We start from the raw sequence: 14,870 nt of genomic DNA on the forward strand, positions 1-14,870 counted from the left end.
CTCCTCACTGCGCGGCATATTTCTGGTAATTGGTCCGCATCTTTTCGTCGTATTTGTATTTCCGGTAGCTCGGCCCGTTGTAGATGCGCGCGAACTCCGACCAGCTGCGGTTGCGGATCGCCGACAACAGCCGCCGGTCGGCGCGAACGAAGGCGATGAACGCCTCGACCTGCAGCAGCAGCGACTTCTTCATCGCGGCGACGAACGCTTCGACCGACGAATGGCCCGCCTGGACATGGTTTTCGCCCAGTATCTGGAACGCGCCCCAGCTCGCCGATTTCAGCGCGGCGGCACGGTCGAGCGCCATCGCCCGCTCGAGCTTGGGATATTGTTCGGAATCGCGGCCATAGCCACCCGGCGTTGCGTTGCAGATATCGGGATGGGCGGCGGCAAAGCGGCCATTGGTGTGTTTGTGGAATTTGTGGCGTTCGAACAGGATCGTCGGGCGGCCCTGCGAGTCATACGGACCGCGAATGGCGACCTCGGTCTCCACCACCGCCTTCACCGCTGCCGTTTCGCATCCCAGCCGCGCGGCGATGTCGACATAGGTCGCCTCGCTGATCCCGCCCGGCCCTGCCTTTCCGCCAGCGGCCGGCCGCGGTGCGGGGGTCGCGGGCGCGCCACCTGCCGGTCGTGGTGCGGGTGGCGGGGCGGCCGGACGTGGCCCCGCCGGCGCGCGGCTGAGCGCGGTCAAGGTCGGGCCGCCGGGATCGACCACGCCATCGGGCTTGCCGAAGCGCAGCACCTGCGCCTGGTACCGCGCGATCGCGGCGGCGGTGCGCGGGCCGAAAATGCCATCCTCGCGCAGGACTTCCTGTCCGGCAACACGCCCGCGCGCGCGGTTCAACAGGCTCTGGATCGTGCGGACATCGGCCGTGCGATTGGGTCGCCGTGGACCAACCGGCGTTGCGATCATCATCGTTCCGCTTCCTTTCGTGTCGCCCCCGTTGCCACGCCCCCACCCCGCCTGAGATGCGCGTCACGGCGCACCCCTGCACCACCGCCGCCCAGCCAGCCGCTCCACCCGAGCCGCGTCGCGCCGTCCAGCCGTGCCGGCGTCGCATGTGCCGCGTCGATCTCCAGCGCGACGTCCTTCTCCAGATGGCTGGGCGCGAAGGCGTCGAGCGCCTCCGACAGGATCGCGAAGCGGCTGCCCGAGGGGAGCAGCGCGGCATAATCGGCCGGCGACCTTGCCCGGATGACGACACGGAACGCATCGCTCACCACCTTGGCCCGCCCGCCCAGCATCACCTCGTCACCCAGCCGCGCGAACTGCCGACCCAGCCGGGTGCGGTCGTCGGCATCGATGTCGCGCCAGCGCGGCTGATATTCCTCGATCCGCACCGCCTGCCCCAGCAGATGCGTCAGCGCGTCCTCGATCGCCCCGGCGCTGCGCCGTCCGGCGAACAACGCGGCATAATGCACCCGCCCCGCCGCCGGGAACGCAGCATCCGGCCGCACGCCGTCGCCGGCCCCGGTCAGCCGCGCCAGCCCTTGGGCGAAGCGGTCATCCTCCGGCCGGTCGGCCTGCGCGGCGGGCTGTGAATCGCTCCACGCGCGAAAGAAGAATTGCAGCATGCGCCCGGCCAGCAGGTCGAGCCAGCGACCGAACGGCCGCGACCGGGCGTAGCGCCGCTCGAACGTCGCGAACTCGGTGATATGCTGCGGCAACGGCCCCATCGGCCCGGTCAGTCCCAGCCAATATCCACCGACCCGCGCCCGCCCGTCGCGGATTTCGACCTCGGCCAGCGTCGAATCGGGGAAGGCGAGCGAAGGCACCTGCGTCAGGTCGGCAACGCTCTGCGCCGGCCGCCGCGCCCGCCCGACCCGCGGCAGGTGCCGCGCCCGCGCCTCGGCCCCCCGGACGATCGGGAACAGGCCGAACCGCTTGGTTTCGGCCGCCGCCTCGCCCAGGAAGGTCAGATGGTCGGTCGGCGACCGATCCTCAGCGGCCATCGCTGAAACTCCCCTTCATTGGCGCTCGTGACCCAGGTTTCGGTGAAGCTGTTGATGCTGCTGAATTCCGCCAGGAAGCGTTCGAGGACGGCGGAGAACAGGAACATCCGCCCCTTGTCGAACGCCGCGTCGTCCAGCGTCACATGGATGCGATGCCCGCGCGCGATCGACATGCGGTCCATCCCCGGGACCCGCCGCGCGACCCGTTCGGATCGGATCGCGGTCACCCCGTCGACCTGCCGCCGCGACGCGGCATCGTCCTGCCGCCCATAAAGCGCCAAATGATCGCGCAGCACGCCCGGATCGCTGCCGTCCTGCGGCGCCAGGGTCGTGTAGTTGGGCGTCAGATGGCCGATCAGCCGCCACGCCGCATCGCCCAGCCCCATCGGCGGCTGCGGCCGGGTCGGCGCGCGCAGCACGCTGACGGTGCGCGCCGGCACGCCCGACACGGTGAAATGATGGTCGCCGCGAAAGGTCAGCAGTTCGGGCAGCTCGCGGTTCGTCACCAGCGCCCGCACCGCCAGTTCGTCCACCCCGTCCAGCCGCGCGGCATCGCCCGGCGAGGTCAGCGCGATCCATGTCTCCGTCCCGGTATATTCCCCGCGCCGCCGCAGCCGCCGTTCGCGGGTCGACAGCCGGCGCGGCCGCAACTGCGTGGTGTAGAACAGCGCCTCGTTCCAGTCGTACAGCAACGCGCCCGGCGCATAGAGCGGAGCGACGGTGCGTGCATCGACATTGTTCGCGGCATAGGCCTGCACATCGAGGATGCGGAACACCTCGTAATCCAGCGGGCGGGCGCGGTCGGGCACGACATGATGTTCATGTTCGAAACGCGACACCCGCACCCGGCCCAGCTGTTTTTCGAACAGGTTGATCGCCGGCGTCGCGAACAGGCGGAAGTTCGACGGGTCGAGCGCATTGTACAGGATCTGCGCCGATCGCGAGAACAGCAGCACCACGTCGCACGCGGTCGGGCTGACCCGGAACGCCCGGCCCAGCCCCTTCAGGTCGACGAACAGGAAACGTTCGGGACAGGCGAAATATTCGGTCAGCAACCGATAGCCGCGGAACGAGCGCAATTCGGGTGGCAACAGCGCCTGATCGTCGTCGAACCCGACCTGGCCCGGTTCGGGCAACCGCATCCACCCGTCCGGCCCCGCCGCCGCATCGGCCGACCGGGCGATGGTCGCCACCGTTTCGCCGACGATCTGGCGATAGAGTTCGGCCGGCACCGCCTCCGACCCCGCCAGATAGAGCGGCAGCGTATCGGGCAGAACCTGCGGCAATGCCGCGCCGCCGGTCGCCTCGAACCGCAGCCGCAGCCCCGCCTCCGCCCGCACATCGGCGGCGGTGGCAAAGGGCGCGACCGCCGCACGGCTGGGGAGATATTCGGCCTGGGTGATCTTCAGCGGCCACAGCGTCACGTCATGCGCGGTGCGGAATTCGACCGCCACACCATTCTGTTCGGTCGCGGTCGCGGTCAGCGGCGTGCCGCGCGGGACGACATAGCCCTTGGTCAGGATGGGATCGCCGTCCTTCGGCTCGAACCCGGCGATGCACATCGACGGCGTCGGCGCCAGATAATGCGGCTGGACCGCATGCAGCAGGTGATGGGTGAATTCGGGATACTGGTCCGCGATCTTCAGCTGTACGCGGGCACCCAGATAGGCGACCCCCTCCAGCAGACGTTCGACATAGGGGTCGGGATCGGTCGGCGTCTTCAGCCCCAGCCGCCCGGCCACCGCCTCATGTTCGATCCCGAACGCCCGCGCCTCTTCGCGCAGATAGGCGAGTTCGTCGTTGTAATAGCGCAGCAGGCGCGGATCGATGCCGGTGGTCATGCGCTCATTCGCGGACATTGACCGACGCGGTTTCCGCCTCGACCTCGGTACGGAACTTGACCGGCATCGTCTGCGCCGCCGCGGTGATATCGCCCTGGATCAAATAGGTCAGCGCGTGCGGATCGCTCGGGTCCTCGACCGGATCGACCGTCAGCCCCTCGCGCGACAGGCGCGGTTCGAACAGCCGGATCGCGCGCCGGATCTCCCGCGCGCGCGCCAGCACCGCGCGCCGGTCGAGCGTGCGGCCGGCAAGGTCGCTCAGCCCATAGTTGAGCACGGATTCCCGAACGTGCGGATAGGGTTCGAGGTCGACCAGCGATTCGAGACTGGTGGTGTTGAACAGCCACGCCAGATCGCGCCGAATCGTGGCGCGTAGCGCGGTTTCGTTGAACCGTTCCAGCTTGGGCACCGAATAATAGCGGAATTTCTCGCGCGCGACCGCCGGCACCGCCTCGTCATCGTCGCGCATTCCCGAGATATCGAGATCGGCGACCAGCTTGTCGTAAAGCGTCGGCGTCAGCCGTTGCTGCACCGCCACGGGGTCAGCCGAGCTCGACCGAGCGGACCGACAACAGCCCGCGATCCTCGCCATCCGACGCGGTCCACAGCCGCTGACCCACGCCATGCCCGTCATCGCGCCATCCGGTCGCCCTGGCCGCCAGCTCAGCCGGATCGGCGGACAGGTCGGGATAGCGCGCGGGCAGCAGCGCGGCGATGCGCGGTCCGGCCTTCAGCGTCAGCTCGACCGGATACCACACGATGTCGCGCAGGTCCTTCGGCCCTTCCGACGTGATCTTCGCCACCGCATCGAACGGCAGCAATCCATACCGCCCGCCGATGATCGCCTCGATCACCGGGCCGAAGCGCGGGTCGGCATCGGCGATCCAGTCGACCGCCACGCCGTCCAGCGTGCCCGGCGTGTTCGGCGCGTCGTCGAACGCCGCCGCGCGGACGTCGTCGGCCTGTTCGGCGGCACCGGTCGCCGCCAATTGCAGCGCCTCTGCCACCCCATCGGCCCAGTCCGATCCGCCATGAATGATTGCGCGTTCGCGACCGGCCATCACCGCCGCGCGCGTCGCCTCCGCATCGATCGCCTGTCCATAAACGACCGACAGCATCTGCGCCTCGGGCGACAATTGCGCCAGCGCGGCGAGATGGGTCTTGGCCTTGGCCCAGTCGCCCTGCACCGCCAGCAACTGCCACAGGAACAGCCGGGTCGGGACATGGCCCGGATCGGCCTTGACGACTTCGACCAGGACGCGGCGCGCCCCGTCGAAGTCGCCGGCACGCAGCAGGTCGTCGGCCTGCGAACCAGTATCGACGACCGCCGCCATCGCGTCAGCCCGCCTCGTTCTGGCGGATGTCGTAATAGGCGGTGACGACGCCGCCGTCCTTGCCACCCTGCGCGTTCTGCGCCTGATAGTCGAACGTCACCTTCGCACAGTTGAACGTGACCGATTCCATGATCGCATCGCCGCCCGACGCCCCGTTGTTATGGATGTCGGACACGATGATGTCTTCGAGCTTGATCTTGTAATAGGTCAGCGGGTTGTTGCCGTCGCCCGCCTTCTGCGAATAGATGATCGCTTCCTTGATGTGCTTGCCCGAAGCGCAATGCTTGAACAGCAGCGGCGACGACTTGTCGACTTCCTTCTGGATGCGGATGTCGGAGATTTCGGCCTTGCCCGAACCACCGCCGGCGCCGCCGCTGTGGAACGAACCATGCTGCACCGCGCCGAAATCGAACGAGATGATATCGATTTCGCCCTGGTGGTTCTTCTTGGACGATTCACCCTGGACACCGTCAATTTTGAGAAACAGATCGACTGCCATTGACTTACTCCCGTTACAAACCGTGAAAGCCCGGACGGAAAAAGGTTACGTCAGGACTTGGGCAAGCGTGAAACCATGCTTAGCGCCACATCCATCCCTTCGAGCTGGTAGTGCGGCACGAACATGAACTTCCCCTTGTAATATCCCGGGTTCTCCTCGTCTGGGATCACCTCGATCTTGGCCTGCTTCAATGGCAGGCGGGCCTTGGTCTCCTCGTTCGACGTCGTCGGCGAACCGTCGACATATTGGAGGACCCAATTGTTGAGATCGCGCTGAAGCTGTTCGGCTTCCCGCGATCCGCCGACCCAGTCGCGCACCATGCACTTCAGATAATGTGCAAAGCGGCAGCTGGCGAAGATATAGGGCAGGCGCGCCGACAGATTGGCGTTGGCGGTCGCTTCCTTCTTGTCATAGGCGGCGGGCCGGTGGACGGTCTGCGCGCCGATGAACGTCGCCTGGTCGGTATTCTTGCGATGGACCAGCGCCATCAGCCCGGCGGCGGACAGCTCCGCCTCGCGCCGGTCGGAAATGGCGATTTCGGTCGGGCATTTGTAATCGATGCCGCCCTCGTCGGTCGGGAAGGCCGCCGTCGGCAGCTCCTCCACGGTGCCGCCCGATTCCACGCCGCGGATGCGGGTGGTCCAGCCATAGGTGTTGAACGCTTCGGTAATGCGCGTGCCCATCGCATAGGCGGCGTTCAACCACAGATGATGGTCGTGCGCGCCGCCGGCATCCTCCTCGAAATCGAATTCCTCGACCGGTTCGGTCTTGGCACCGTATAGCGGACGCCCGAGGAAGCGCGGCAGGGTCAGCGCCAGATAGCGGCTGTCCTCCGACGCGCGGAACGAACGCCATGCGCCGTAATCGGTCGCGTCGAACAGCTTGCCCAGATCACGCGGGTTCGACAGCTCGGTCCAGCTGTCCATGCCCAGCAGCGACGGCGCGGCGGCGGCGATGAACGGCGCATGGGCCGCGGCCCCGATCCGCGACAGCCCGCGCATGACCTCCAGATCGGGGGCGCTATGGTCGAAGCTGTAGTCGCAGACGAACGCGCCATAGGGCTGTCCGCCCAGCTGGCCGAACTCGTTCTCGTAGATCTTCTTGAACAGCGGGCTCTGATCCCACGCCGCGTCGCGATACTGGCGGAACATCCGCCGCGCCTCTTCCTTCGACATGTTCATCACGCGGATTTTCATGTCTTTGCCGGTCGAGGTGTTCATGACGAGGTAGTTGAGGCCGCGCCATGCCGATTCCATCGCCTGGAATTCGGGATGGTGGATGATCTGGTTGATCTGTTCGGTCAGCTTGCGGTCGATCGCCGCGCGCATCGCGTCGACCGTCGCGAACACGTCGCCGCCGACGATCTGCGCGTTCGACAGCGCCTGTTCGGCCAGCGTCTGCACCGCCTGTTCGATGCGCGACCGGCGTTCCTCGGTCGCGGGCTTGAATTCCTTTTGCAGCAGCGCCTGGAAATCGCTCACTTCTTCCGAAGTGGCGGGCGCGGTGTCGTTGCTCTGGCTGAAGGCTTCCTGGGCCATGGTCCGCTCCTGTTCGCTACCGGGGTTCAGGCCTGGGGTGCCGACGGGGCGCCGTCAGCCTCGCTCCGGGCCGCCGCGCGTTCGGCGAGCAGCGCCTTCAGCAGCGCCGGGTCGTTCAGCACCTTGTCGAGCAGGTCCTGCGCCCCGTGCTTGCCGTCCATGTACGACAGCAGGTCCTCCAGCTGGGTGCGGGCCTCCAGCAGCTTGGCGAGCGGTTCGATACGTTTGGCGATCTGTCCGGGCGAAAAGTCATTCATCGAATTGAGCGTCAGGTCGACCGCCAGCTTGCCCTCGCCGGTCAGCGTGTTGTCGACGGCAAAGGCGACGCGCGGAGCGATCGCCTCCATCCGCTGGTCGAAATTGTCCATGTCGAAATCGACGAATTCGCGGGATTCGGCGGCCTTCTTGTCCTTCAGGCTCTTGCCCGACAGGTCGGACATCACGCCCATGACGAAAGGAAGTTCGACTTTCTGGCGCGCGCCGTAAGTTTCCACTTCGTATTCGATATGCACCCGGGGCTTGCGATTTTCCCTGATGAAACGCTGCCCGCTCTTGATCGCCATGTATCCGCATCCCTTCTGACGTTTCGGCCGGACCAGAACTCTGACCCGGCGCCCTGCTGTCGCACCGGAATCACATGAGGTCGGATCCCCCGTCCGTTTCGTTTCTGGAACGTAATACGCTCAAGGCCTCGTTTCGGCTCCCTGGTGCAATGTCATCTAGGATCGAAACGAAGTCCATTGTGATCCACCCCTTGATTCGGACGAGTGCTATCGGAATCGGGCTGGATGGTTCGGCACGTCCGTAATAGTCGATGATGGAATCGATTGCCCTTGCCACATCGTCGCGCGACGCGATCCGCCCTGGCGCCGATGCAGGTGATGTGATTGCAATTGCGGGCGAATCGCCCGCGTCCCCTGCCGCGGGTTCGGCCGGTTCGGCGGCGCCGAAGCTGCGCATCGCGTCGAGGATCGAATCGATCGTGTCATAGGTCGCGGCGAAGTTGGTGCCGGTCTGCCCGACCGCTTCCGACCGTTCGGACAACACCCGGTCGGTGCGCAGGATCGCGGCACGGAGCGCTTCCAGTTGTTCGCGTTCCTCGACGATGCGGTCGACCGGCGTATCGGCCAGCGCCGCGCGGAACGGGCCATAGCCGTCGGCCGCCGCGCCCTCCGCGGCAAAGCGTTCGAAATCGCCGCCGGAAAAGCTGCCGAGCCGCGGATGGTCGATCAGCGGCACCCGGCGCAGCGGGGCGAGAAACTCGCCGATCCGCACCAGCGATTCGCATGCCCCGCGCCGCCCCTCGACGCCATATTCCTCGACGCTCGGATGCACGCTGTCCCAGAAGCGCTCGACATAGCCCGCCAGCAGGTCGAGCGCGTCGCCGACCACCGCCAGCCGCCCGGCGCGCGCGCCGGCCCGCGCCAGATACACCGCCAGCCACAGGTCGCGGGTCTCGCCCATCTGCGCGACAATCGCGCGGATCGTCGCGTCCCAGTCGACCTCGTCCGGTGGCGATGCGAACGCCTGTTCGATCACTTCCCGCGCGGGGTCGTAGGACAGGTCGGGGCCGGCCGGCGCGTCGTCCGACACCGGCTGCAACAGGGTTTCCCGGTCGATCATGGTCACGGCCGCCGCCGGCGCGATCAGGAGATCAGCTCGGCTTCGACCCGGCGGTTGGCGGGACTGGTGGCGCTGCGTCCGGGCAGCGGCTGCGACGATCCGAATCCGCGCGTCTCCAGCCGCGACGGTGCGACGCCGCGCGCGATCAGATAGTCGGCGACCCGCTGCGCCCGGCGGACCGACAGCGGCACGTTGATGCCGCGCCCGCCGCGCTCGTCGGTATGCCCCTCGATCCGGAAGCGGCGGCCCTGCAGTTCGGGCATCAGCAGCGACCGGGCGAAGACCTGCGCCGCCGCCTCGCCCTGCGGGGTCAGCCGGTCGGAATTGAGTTCGAACCCGATCATCAGGTCGGCCCGGCGGCCCGAACCGGGGTTGGCGGTCGGCGCGGCGGCGGCGGCATAGGCGCGCGTGCCGACGCTGCGGCCACTACGCCCCGAGCGTTCGGCGACCGCGCCGCGCGCCGGCCGGCGCTGGGTCCGCGCGACCGGTGCGGGGGTCGCCGACGACGCCTCCGACCCCTCGCCTGGCCGGGCGAGGCGGAAGCCGCGCGTGTCCGGTGCGTCGCGGGTGACCCGGTCGGGCGTCGCCCCGTCGCATTTGCCGGCAAAGGTGCACAAATAGCCCTCTACCGTCGGTGTCCGCGCGGCCGGCGCCTGTCCGGCCAGTGCCGGAGTCGCGATCAGCGCTGCCATGGAAACCAGTGCGATACGTAGCGTCATAGTCTCGTCCCCTTATCGGTTCCGATACGATTAGGCCCCCGCCCTGTTGCCATATTCTAGCCGCGATTCGCGATGGATCACAATCCCGAAACGACCGTTTGATTTGGCAAGGCATTGTACGGCGACGGCCAGACCGATAGGTTTGCGGTGGAGAACCAAGCAGTTCACAGCCGCGGATCGCAGGCTGTCGCACACAGGAGTAACCGGTGGCGGACGCAGGGCAACGGCTTACCCAGATGTCGATCGACGTGGGCGACGAACAGGTCGTGCTGCAACGGATCGAAAGCGAGGAACGGCTCGGCCGTCCCTTTCTGGTACAGGCGACGATCATTTCGCCGCTCGAACTCGACCTCTATCCCCATCTCGGCAAGCCCGCCGGCCTCGCCGTGCTGGAGGATGGCGAACTGCTCCGCCGCTTCCACGGCCTGGTGACGGCGGGCGAATATGTCGAGGAAAAGCCCGACGGCCATCATTACCGGCTCCGCATCGAACCCTGGACCTACTATCTGGCGCAGAACCGCCAGATGGCGATCTTTCAGGACAAGACCGCGGTCGAGATCATCCAGGAGGTGATCGAGGGCGCCGGCATCCAGGACGTCGACTATACCCGCCTCGCCAAGCCGCGCATCACGCGGGGCTATACCGTCCAGTATCGCGAGAGCGATTTCGACTTCGTGTCGCGGCTGATGGAAGAGGAAGGCATCTACTATTTCTTCCGCCACGATGCCGACCGGCACGTGATGGTGCTGTGCGAGGGGCCGGCGTCGCACCAGCCGGGCAACCCGCCGCAGCTGCGCTTCAATGCCAACGCGATGTCGGTGTTCACCGCCAATTCGAAGAGCCGCTTCGACGCCCCGCGCGACATATTGCAGAGCTGGGTCGAACGCGTCGCATCGAGTGGGCAGGCACGGGTGACGGTGCGCGACTACGACTTCGAATCGCCCGACCAGCCGCTCGCCAGCGAGTCCGCCGGACAGGGCGGCCACCCGCGCGACGACCGCGAAATCTTCGTCTATCCCGGCCGCCATGTCCGCGAAAAGACCGGGCGCGGCGACCAGGAACAGGTCGGGCGCGAGCGTGGGCAGACGCTGCTCGATGCACAGCGCGCCAACCGTCGCGTGTTCACCGGCACCAGCCAGGCATCGGGCATCACCACCGGACAGCGGCTCGACGTGGCCGATCATCCCGCCGACCGGCTGAACGGATCGTACATGGTGATCGCCGCGACCCATTCGATCGCCGCGGAAGCCTATCGCTCGGGCGAGCAGGAGGATGAGGAGCCGTACAACGTCCGGTTCGAGGCGATCCCGGCCGACACCGTGTACCAGTCGCCGCCGCAGACGCCGCGCCCCCGCACCACCGGTCTCGAAACCGCGATGGTTACCGGGCCGACCGGCGAGACGATCTACACCGACGAATATGGCCGGGTGAAGGTCCGCTTCCCCTGGGACCGTGCCGACACGCCGGGCGAACGATCGACCTGCTGGATCCGCGTGTCGCAGACCGGGGGGCTGGGCAACGTCATCCTGCCGCGCGTCGGGCACGAGGTGCTGGTAGATTTCCTCGACGGCGATCCCGACCGGCCGATCGTGATGGGCCGCGTGTTCAACCGGTCGCACATGCCGGTCTACGACCTGCCCGCCAACAAGACGCGCGCGGTGTGGCGCACGCTGACCTATGGCGCATCGGGCGACTATCCGGAGACCGAGGCGCTCGACAGCGGGCAGACGCGCACGTCGAACGAAATCCGGTTCGAGGACAAGGGTGGGCAGGAGGAACTGTTCATCCATGCAGAGCGCGACATGAACAGCCGCGTCCGCTTCGATGAATCGCGCCATGTCGGCCACAACCAGGACCGTCGCGTCGGGCTGGACCGCACCACCAATATCGGTCGCGACGATACCAGCACCATCGGTCGCAACGAAACCCGCACCGTCGTCGGCGACAGCAAGACCGAGGTGCAGGGCAAGCGCGAGACGCATGTCATCGGCACCGACGGCCTGCTGGTCGATGGCGCGCTGTCGATCGAATCCAAGACGGCGATCACCATCCGCGTGAAGAATTCGAAGATCACCATCGGTCCCGACAGCATCACCATCCAGTCGCCGACGATCAACGTGCAGGCGAACGATCAGGCGGTCGTCAACGCGCCCGACACGCGGATCAATGGTTCGGCCACGCTGCTGCTGAATGGCGGGCGGACCGACATCAATCCCGATGGCGGCGGTTCGTTCGGCGCGCCCGAAGCGCTCGGCCCGGCGGCGGGTGATGGCAGCCGATGACGCTGACCCTGTCGGTCGTCGCCGGCCCCGCCACCGCCGCGCCGCTCGCCATCGACCGTCGCTCCGCCACGATCGGCCGGGCGGAGGGATGCGACTGGATGCTGGCCGATCCGACCCGGCATCTGTCGTCGCGCCATTTCGACATCCGCTTCGACGGCAGCGACTATCGCCTGACCGATCGCAGTACCAACGGCACCTTCCTGGCCGATAGCGGCCAGCGCGTGTCGCCCGACCATCTGATCCGCGACGGCGACCGCTTCACCGCCGGCCCGTTCACCATCCTCGCCCGGATCGATTCCGGCGGCGCGGCGACCGGGTGGAGCGGGTGGAACGACACCGCGCCGCCCGCTCCATCCTCGCCCCATGACGGCTGGGCACCCGCCGACACCGGCGGCGGGGCCAGCGCCGGCTGGGGCCCGCTCCCCGCCGCGACCCGCAGCGGCGGCAATGCCGGCTGGCAACCGCAGACCGGCCCGTCGCTCGCCCGCCCCGAAGCACATCGCGCCCCGGCGACCGGCTGGGGTCCGCCGCCCGAGCGCGCATCGGGCTGGCCGGCGCCCGCCCCTGCCACCCCCGCCGCGCCGGTGGTATCGACCTGGGACAGCGCGATGCCCGCGCCCGATCCGGCCTCCGCCTGGTCCAGCGCCGCACCCGACCGCCCGCCCGCGCCCTCCCCCGACGATCTGTGGGGCCGCATCGCGGAGGGCAATGTCGTCGATTGGGCGCGTGGGGGCTTCGGCCAGCCGGTCGAACCGCCACGCGATCCGTTGGGCCTCAACCCGCCGCCACCGGCCCCGCAGGCTACTCCAACGCCGGCCGCGCCCCCGCCGCCGCCTGCGACCGGCGCCGGCGATGCCTTCCTCGCCGCGCTCGGGCTTGATCCGGCGAAGCTGTCGCCCGACGCCGCCGAACGCGGCGCATTGCTGTTCCGCAAGCTGGTGGCAGGGCTGGTGGTGATGCTGGAGGCCCGCGCACGGGCGAAGGCGCAACTGGGGGCCGAGGCCACCGCCTATAGTCCCGAAGGCCACAACCCGCTGAAATTCGCGCGCAGCCCCGACGATGCGCTGGCGATGCTGCTGGGCACCGAACAGCCCGGTTTCATGCCCCCCGACCGCGCGGTCGAGGATGCGTTTCGCGACCTGCAATCGCATCAGGTCGCGACGCTGCGCGCGATGCAGGGGGCGCTGCGCACCACGCTCGAACGCTTCGCGCCGTCGGCGATCCGCGCGCGGGCCAAGGACGGCGGCGTGCTCGAACGCGTCCTCCCCTCGGCGCGCGACGCCGCGCTGTGGCAGGCCTATGAACGCGAGTTCGGCGGCGTGGCGCAGGGCTCGGACGAAGCGTTCCTCGACATGTTCGCCAAGGAATTTCGCGACGCCTACAACGCGCAGGGTGTGGGCCTACGGCCGTGATCGGGGGGGGGTGCGCGCTTCTTGGAGCCTGATCGACCTCACCCGAGCGTCATCCCAGCGAAGGCTGGGATCTCTCGGTTGTAGCGCGCAGCAGGAACCGCAAGAGGCCCCAGCCTTCGCTGGGGCGACGGTTTCATGCATGCCGATCGGCAGTCGATGATGGTGCCCCCTCAGACCCGGACATTCTCCAGCGGCGCCTGCAACAGCTTCGGCCTCGTCGCCGCCAGATGCAGGATGAACTCGCCGAACAGGCCATTGGCCCAGGCGAACCAGTCGCGGCTGAACTTCGCCGGATCGTCCTTCTCGAACGCCTCGTGGATGAAGCCCGTACCCGCATGGGTGCGCTTCAACGTGGCGAGGCATTGCAGGATCGTCGCATCGTCGGTCGCGCTCAATCCCCGCACGATCAGCGACATCGGCCAGATATAGTCCATCCCCTGATGCGGCCCGCCGATCCCCTCGCCCGCGCGCCCCTTGAAGAACCACGGGTTCGCCTCGCTCCACGCCGCCTTCGCGGTCCGCTGCCACCGCGCATCGCTCGCGGGCACGCAGCCGAGCCATGCCAGGCTGGACAGCGACGGAACATTGGCGTCGTCCATGAAGATCGCATTGCCATAGCCGTCGACTTCATAGGCCCATACGTCGCTGCCATCGGCCAGCCGCATCGTCCCGTGCTGCGCCACGGCGGCCGCGACCTCGTTCGCCAGCGCGGTCGCATCGTTGGCCAGCGCCGCATCGTTGCGCGCTTCGTTCGCGACCTGTGCCATCTCGCGCAGCGTCGTCACCGCGAACAGATTGGCCGGCACGAACAGCAGATACTGGCAGGCATCGTCCGACGGGCGGAAACCCGAATGGATCATCCCGTTCTTGCGCGTCGGCGCGCCATAACCGGCCAGCAGCGTCTCGGTCGGCTGGCGGCTGGCGCGCTGGAACTTGTAGGGGCCCGGTCCGTCCTTGCGCTGCTGTTCGCGGAAGGTGCGGACGATCGCGCGCATCGCCTGCGACCACTCGGCATCGAACGGCGTCGCATCGCGCGTCGTCGTCCAATATCCGTGGCTCAGCCGCATCGAATAGCACAGCGAATCGATCTCCCATTTCCGCTCGGCCACGCCGGGCTTCATCTCGGTCACATCCTCCTTCGCCCACGACAGCGACGTCCGCGCGGTCGGGTCCTCCATGAAGGCGTTGGCATAGGGGTCGATCAGCACGCTGTGCGCATGCCGCGCGATCAGCCCGCGGAACAGCTCGCGCAGCTTCGCGTCGCGCGGTGCCAGATGCAGGTACGACTTCACCTGCGCCGCCGAATCGCGCAGCCACAGGCAGGGAATGTCGCCGGTGATGACGAAGCTGTCGGGCTTGCCGCCGACCGTCCCCATCCGCACCGTGGTGTCGAGCGTGTTGGGATAGGCGTTGGCGAACAGCCACGCCAGTTCCGGATCGGCGATCATACGGCTGACGCGCGCAATCTCCTGCTCGACCGCCTTGCTGACGAAGCGGCGGTCGGCGGACGCCGGGCGCCTGCTCGGAAACGCGGCCTTGCTCTGCGCCCCGGCCAGCCCTCCGCTCGCCAGCCCGACCCCCAGCAGCGCGCCCTGCATCATCATCGTACGGCGGTCGGTCAGCATGCATTCGGTCTCCGATAGCGTCGCGCCCAGCTAGGATACGC

Annotated in this window: 13 protein-coding genes; 2 read left to right on the top strand and 11 right to left on the bottom strand. The window is 67.8% G+C overall.

The annotated features are described in order from the left end of the window. Positions 1 to 4: 4 nt before the first annotated feature. From AVT10_RS04290 to AVT10_RS18840, 10 genes are all read right to left on the bottom strand, one after another. Positions 5 to 919: an N-acetylmuramidase domain-containing protein gene (locus AVT10_RS04290; protein WP_066688720.1), complete on the bottom strand. Its 915-nt coding sequence runs from the start codon at positions 917 to 919 to the stop codon at positions 5 to 7. After that, entirely contained in the window at positions 916 to 1,956 is a 1,041-nt protein-coding gene (tssG, locus tag AVT10_RS04295; RefSeq protein WP_084401334.1) for a type VI secretion system baseplate subunit TssG, read from the bottom strand. The genes AVT10_RS04290 and tssG overlap by 4 nt, the downstream gene beginning before the upstream one ends. Next, positions 1,920 to 3,797: a type VI secretion system baseplate subunit TssF gene (gene tssF, locus AVT10_RS04300; RefSeq protein ID WP_232307871.1), complete on the bottom strand. Its 1,878-nt coding sequence runs from the start codon at positions 3,795 to 3,797 to the stop codon at positions 1,920 to 1,922. Before tssF ends, tssG begins: the two co-directional genes overlap by 37 nt. Positions 3,798 to 3,801: 4 nt before the next feature. Next, positions 3,802 to 4,335: a type VI secretion system baseplate subunit TssE gene (tssE, locus tag AVT10_RS04305; RefSeq protein WP_066688722.1), complete on the bottom strand. Its 534-nt coding sequence runs from the start codon at positions 4,333 to 4,335 to the stop codon at positions 3,802 to 3,804. A 4-nt stretch (positions 4,336 to 4,339) separates the two neighbouring features. Next, positions 4,340 to 5,131, bottom strand: coding sequence for a type VI secretion system accessory protein TagJ (locus tag AVT10_RS04310; protein ID WP_066688724.1), 792 nt, complete (start codon positions 5,129 to 5,131; stop codon positions 4,340 to 4,342). A 4-nt stretch (positions 5,132 to 5,135) separates the two neighbouring features. Next, the gene (locus AVT10_RS04315; protein ID WP_066688726.1) at positions 5,136 to 5,630 is read right to left on the bottom strand and encodes an Hcp family type VI secretion system effector; all 495 of its coding nucleotides are present in this window, start codon (positions 5,628 to 5,630) and stop codon (positions 5,136 to 5,138) included. A gap of 50 nt (positions 5,631 to 5,680) precedes the next feature. Further along, entirely contained in the window at positions 5,681 to 7,168 is a 1,488-nt protein-coding gene (gene tssC / locus AVT10_RS04320; protein ID WP_066688728.1) for a type VI secretion system contractile sheath large subunit, read from the bottom strand. Positions 7,169 to 7,194: 26 nt separating this feature from the next. Beyond that, positions 7,195 to 7,731, bottom strand: a complete 537-nt coding sequence (gene tssB / locus AVT10_RS04325; RefSeq protein ID WP_066688729.1) for a type VI secretion system contractile sheath small subunit — start codon at positions 7,729 to 7,731, stop codon at positions 7,195 to 7,197. Positions 7,732 to 7,801: 70 nt separating this feature from the next. Next, positions 7,802 to 8,791 (bottom strand): type VI secretion system protein TssA, encoded by a 990-nt coding sequence (locus AVT10_RS04330; protein ID WP_066688731.1) that lies wholly within the window; start codon positions 8,789 to 8,791, stop codon positions 7,802 to 7,804. 23 nt (positions 8,792 to 8,814) lie between these two features. Next, positions 8,815 to 9,483: an OmpA family protein gene (locus AVT10_RS18840; RefSeq protein WP_066688732.1), complete on the bottom strand. Its 669-nt coding sequence runs from the start codon at positions 9,481 to 9,483 to the stop codon at positions 8,815 to 8,817. Positions 9,484 to 9,746: 263 nt separating this feature from the next. Here AVT10_RS18840 and AVT10_RS04340 point away from each other — a divergent pair, with 263 nt between their 5' ends. Next, the gene (locus AVT10_RS04340) at positions 9,747 to 11,792 is read left to right on the top strand and encodes a type VI secretion system Vgr family protein (RefSeq protein ID WP_066688734.1); all 2,046 of its coding nucleotides are present in this window, start codon (positions 9,747 to 9,749) and stop codon (positions 11,790 to 11,792) included. Next, the gene (gene tagH, locus AVT10_RS04345) at positions 11,789 to 13,204 is read left to right on the top strand and encodes a type VI secretion system-associated FHA domain protein TagH (protein ID WP_066688739.1); all 1,416 of its coding nucleotides are present in this window, start codon (positions 11,789 to 11,791) and stop codon (positions 13,202 to 13,204) included. Before AVT10_RS04340 ends, tagH begins: the two co-directional genes overlap by 4 nt. 170 nt (positions 13,205 to 13,374) lie before the next feature. Here tagH and AVT10_RS04350 read toward each other — a convergent pair whose 3' ends face one another. After that, positions 13,375 to 14,829: a glycoside hydrolase family 125 protein gene (locus AVT10_RS04350; RefSeq protein ID WP_198158496.1), complete on the bottom strand. Its 1,455-nt coding sequence runs from the start codon at positions 14,827 to 14,829 to the stop codon at positions 13,375 to 13,377. Positions 14,830 to 14,870: the final 41 nt, after the last annotated feature.

The sequence above is a fragment of the Sphingomonas hankookensis genome, assembly GCF_001619955.1.
Lineage (GTDB): Bacteria > Pseudomonadota > Alphaproteobacteria > Sphingomonadales > Sphingomonadaceae > Sphingomonas > Sphingomonas hankookensis_A.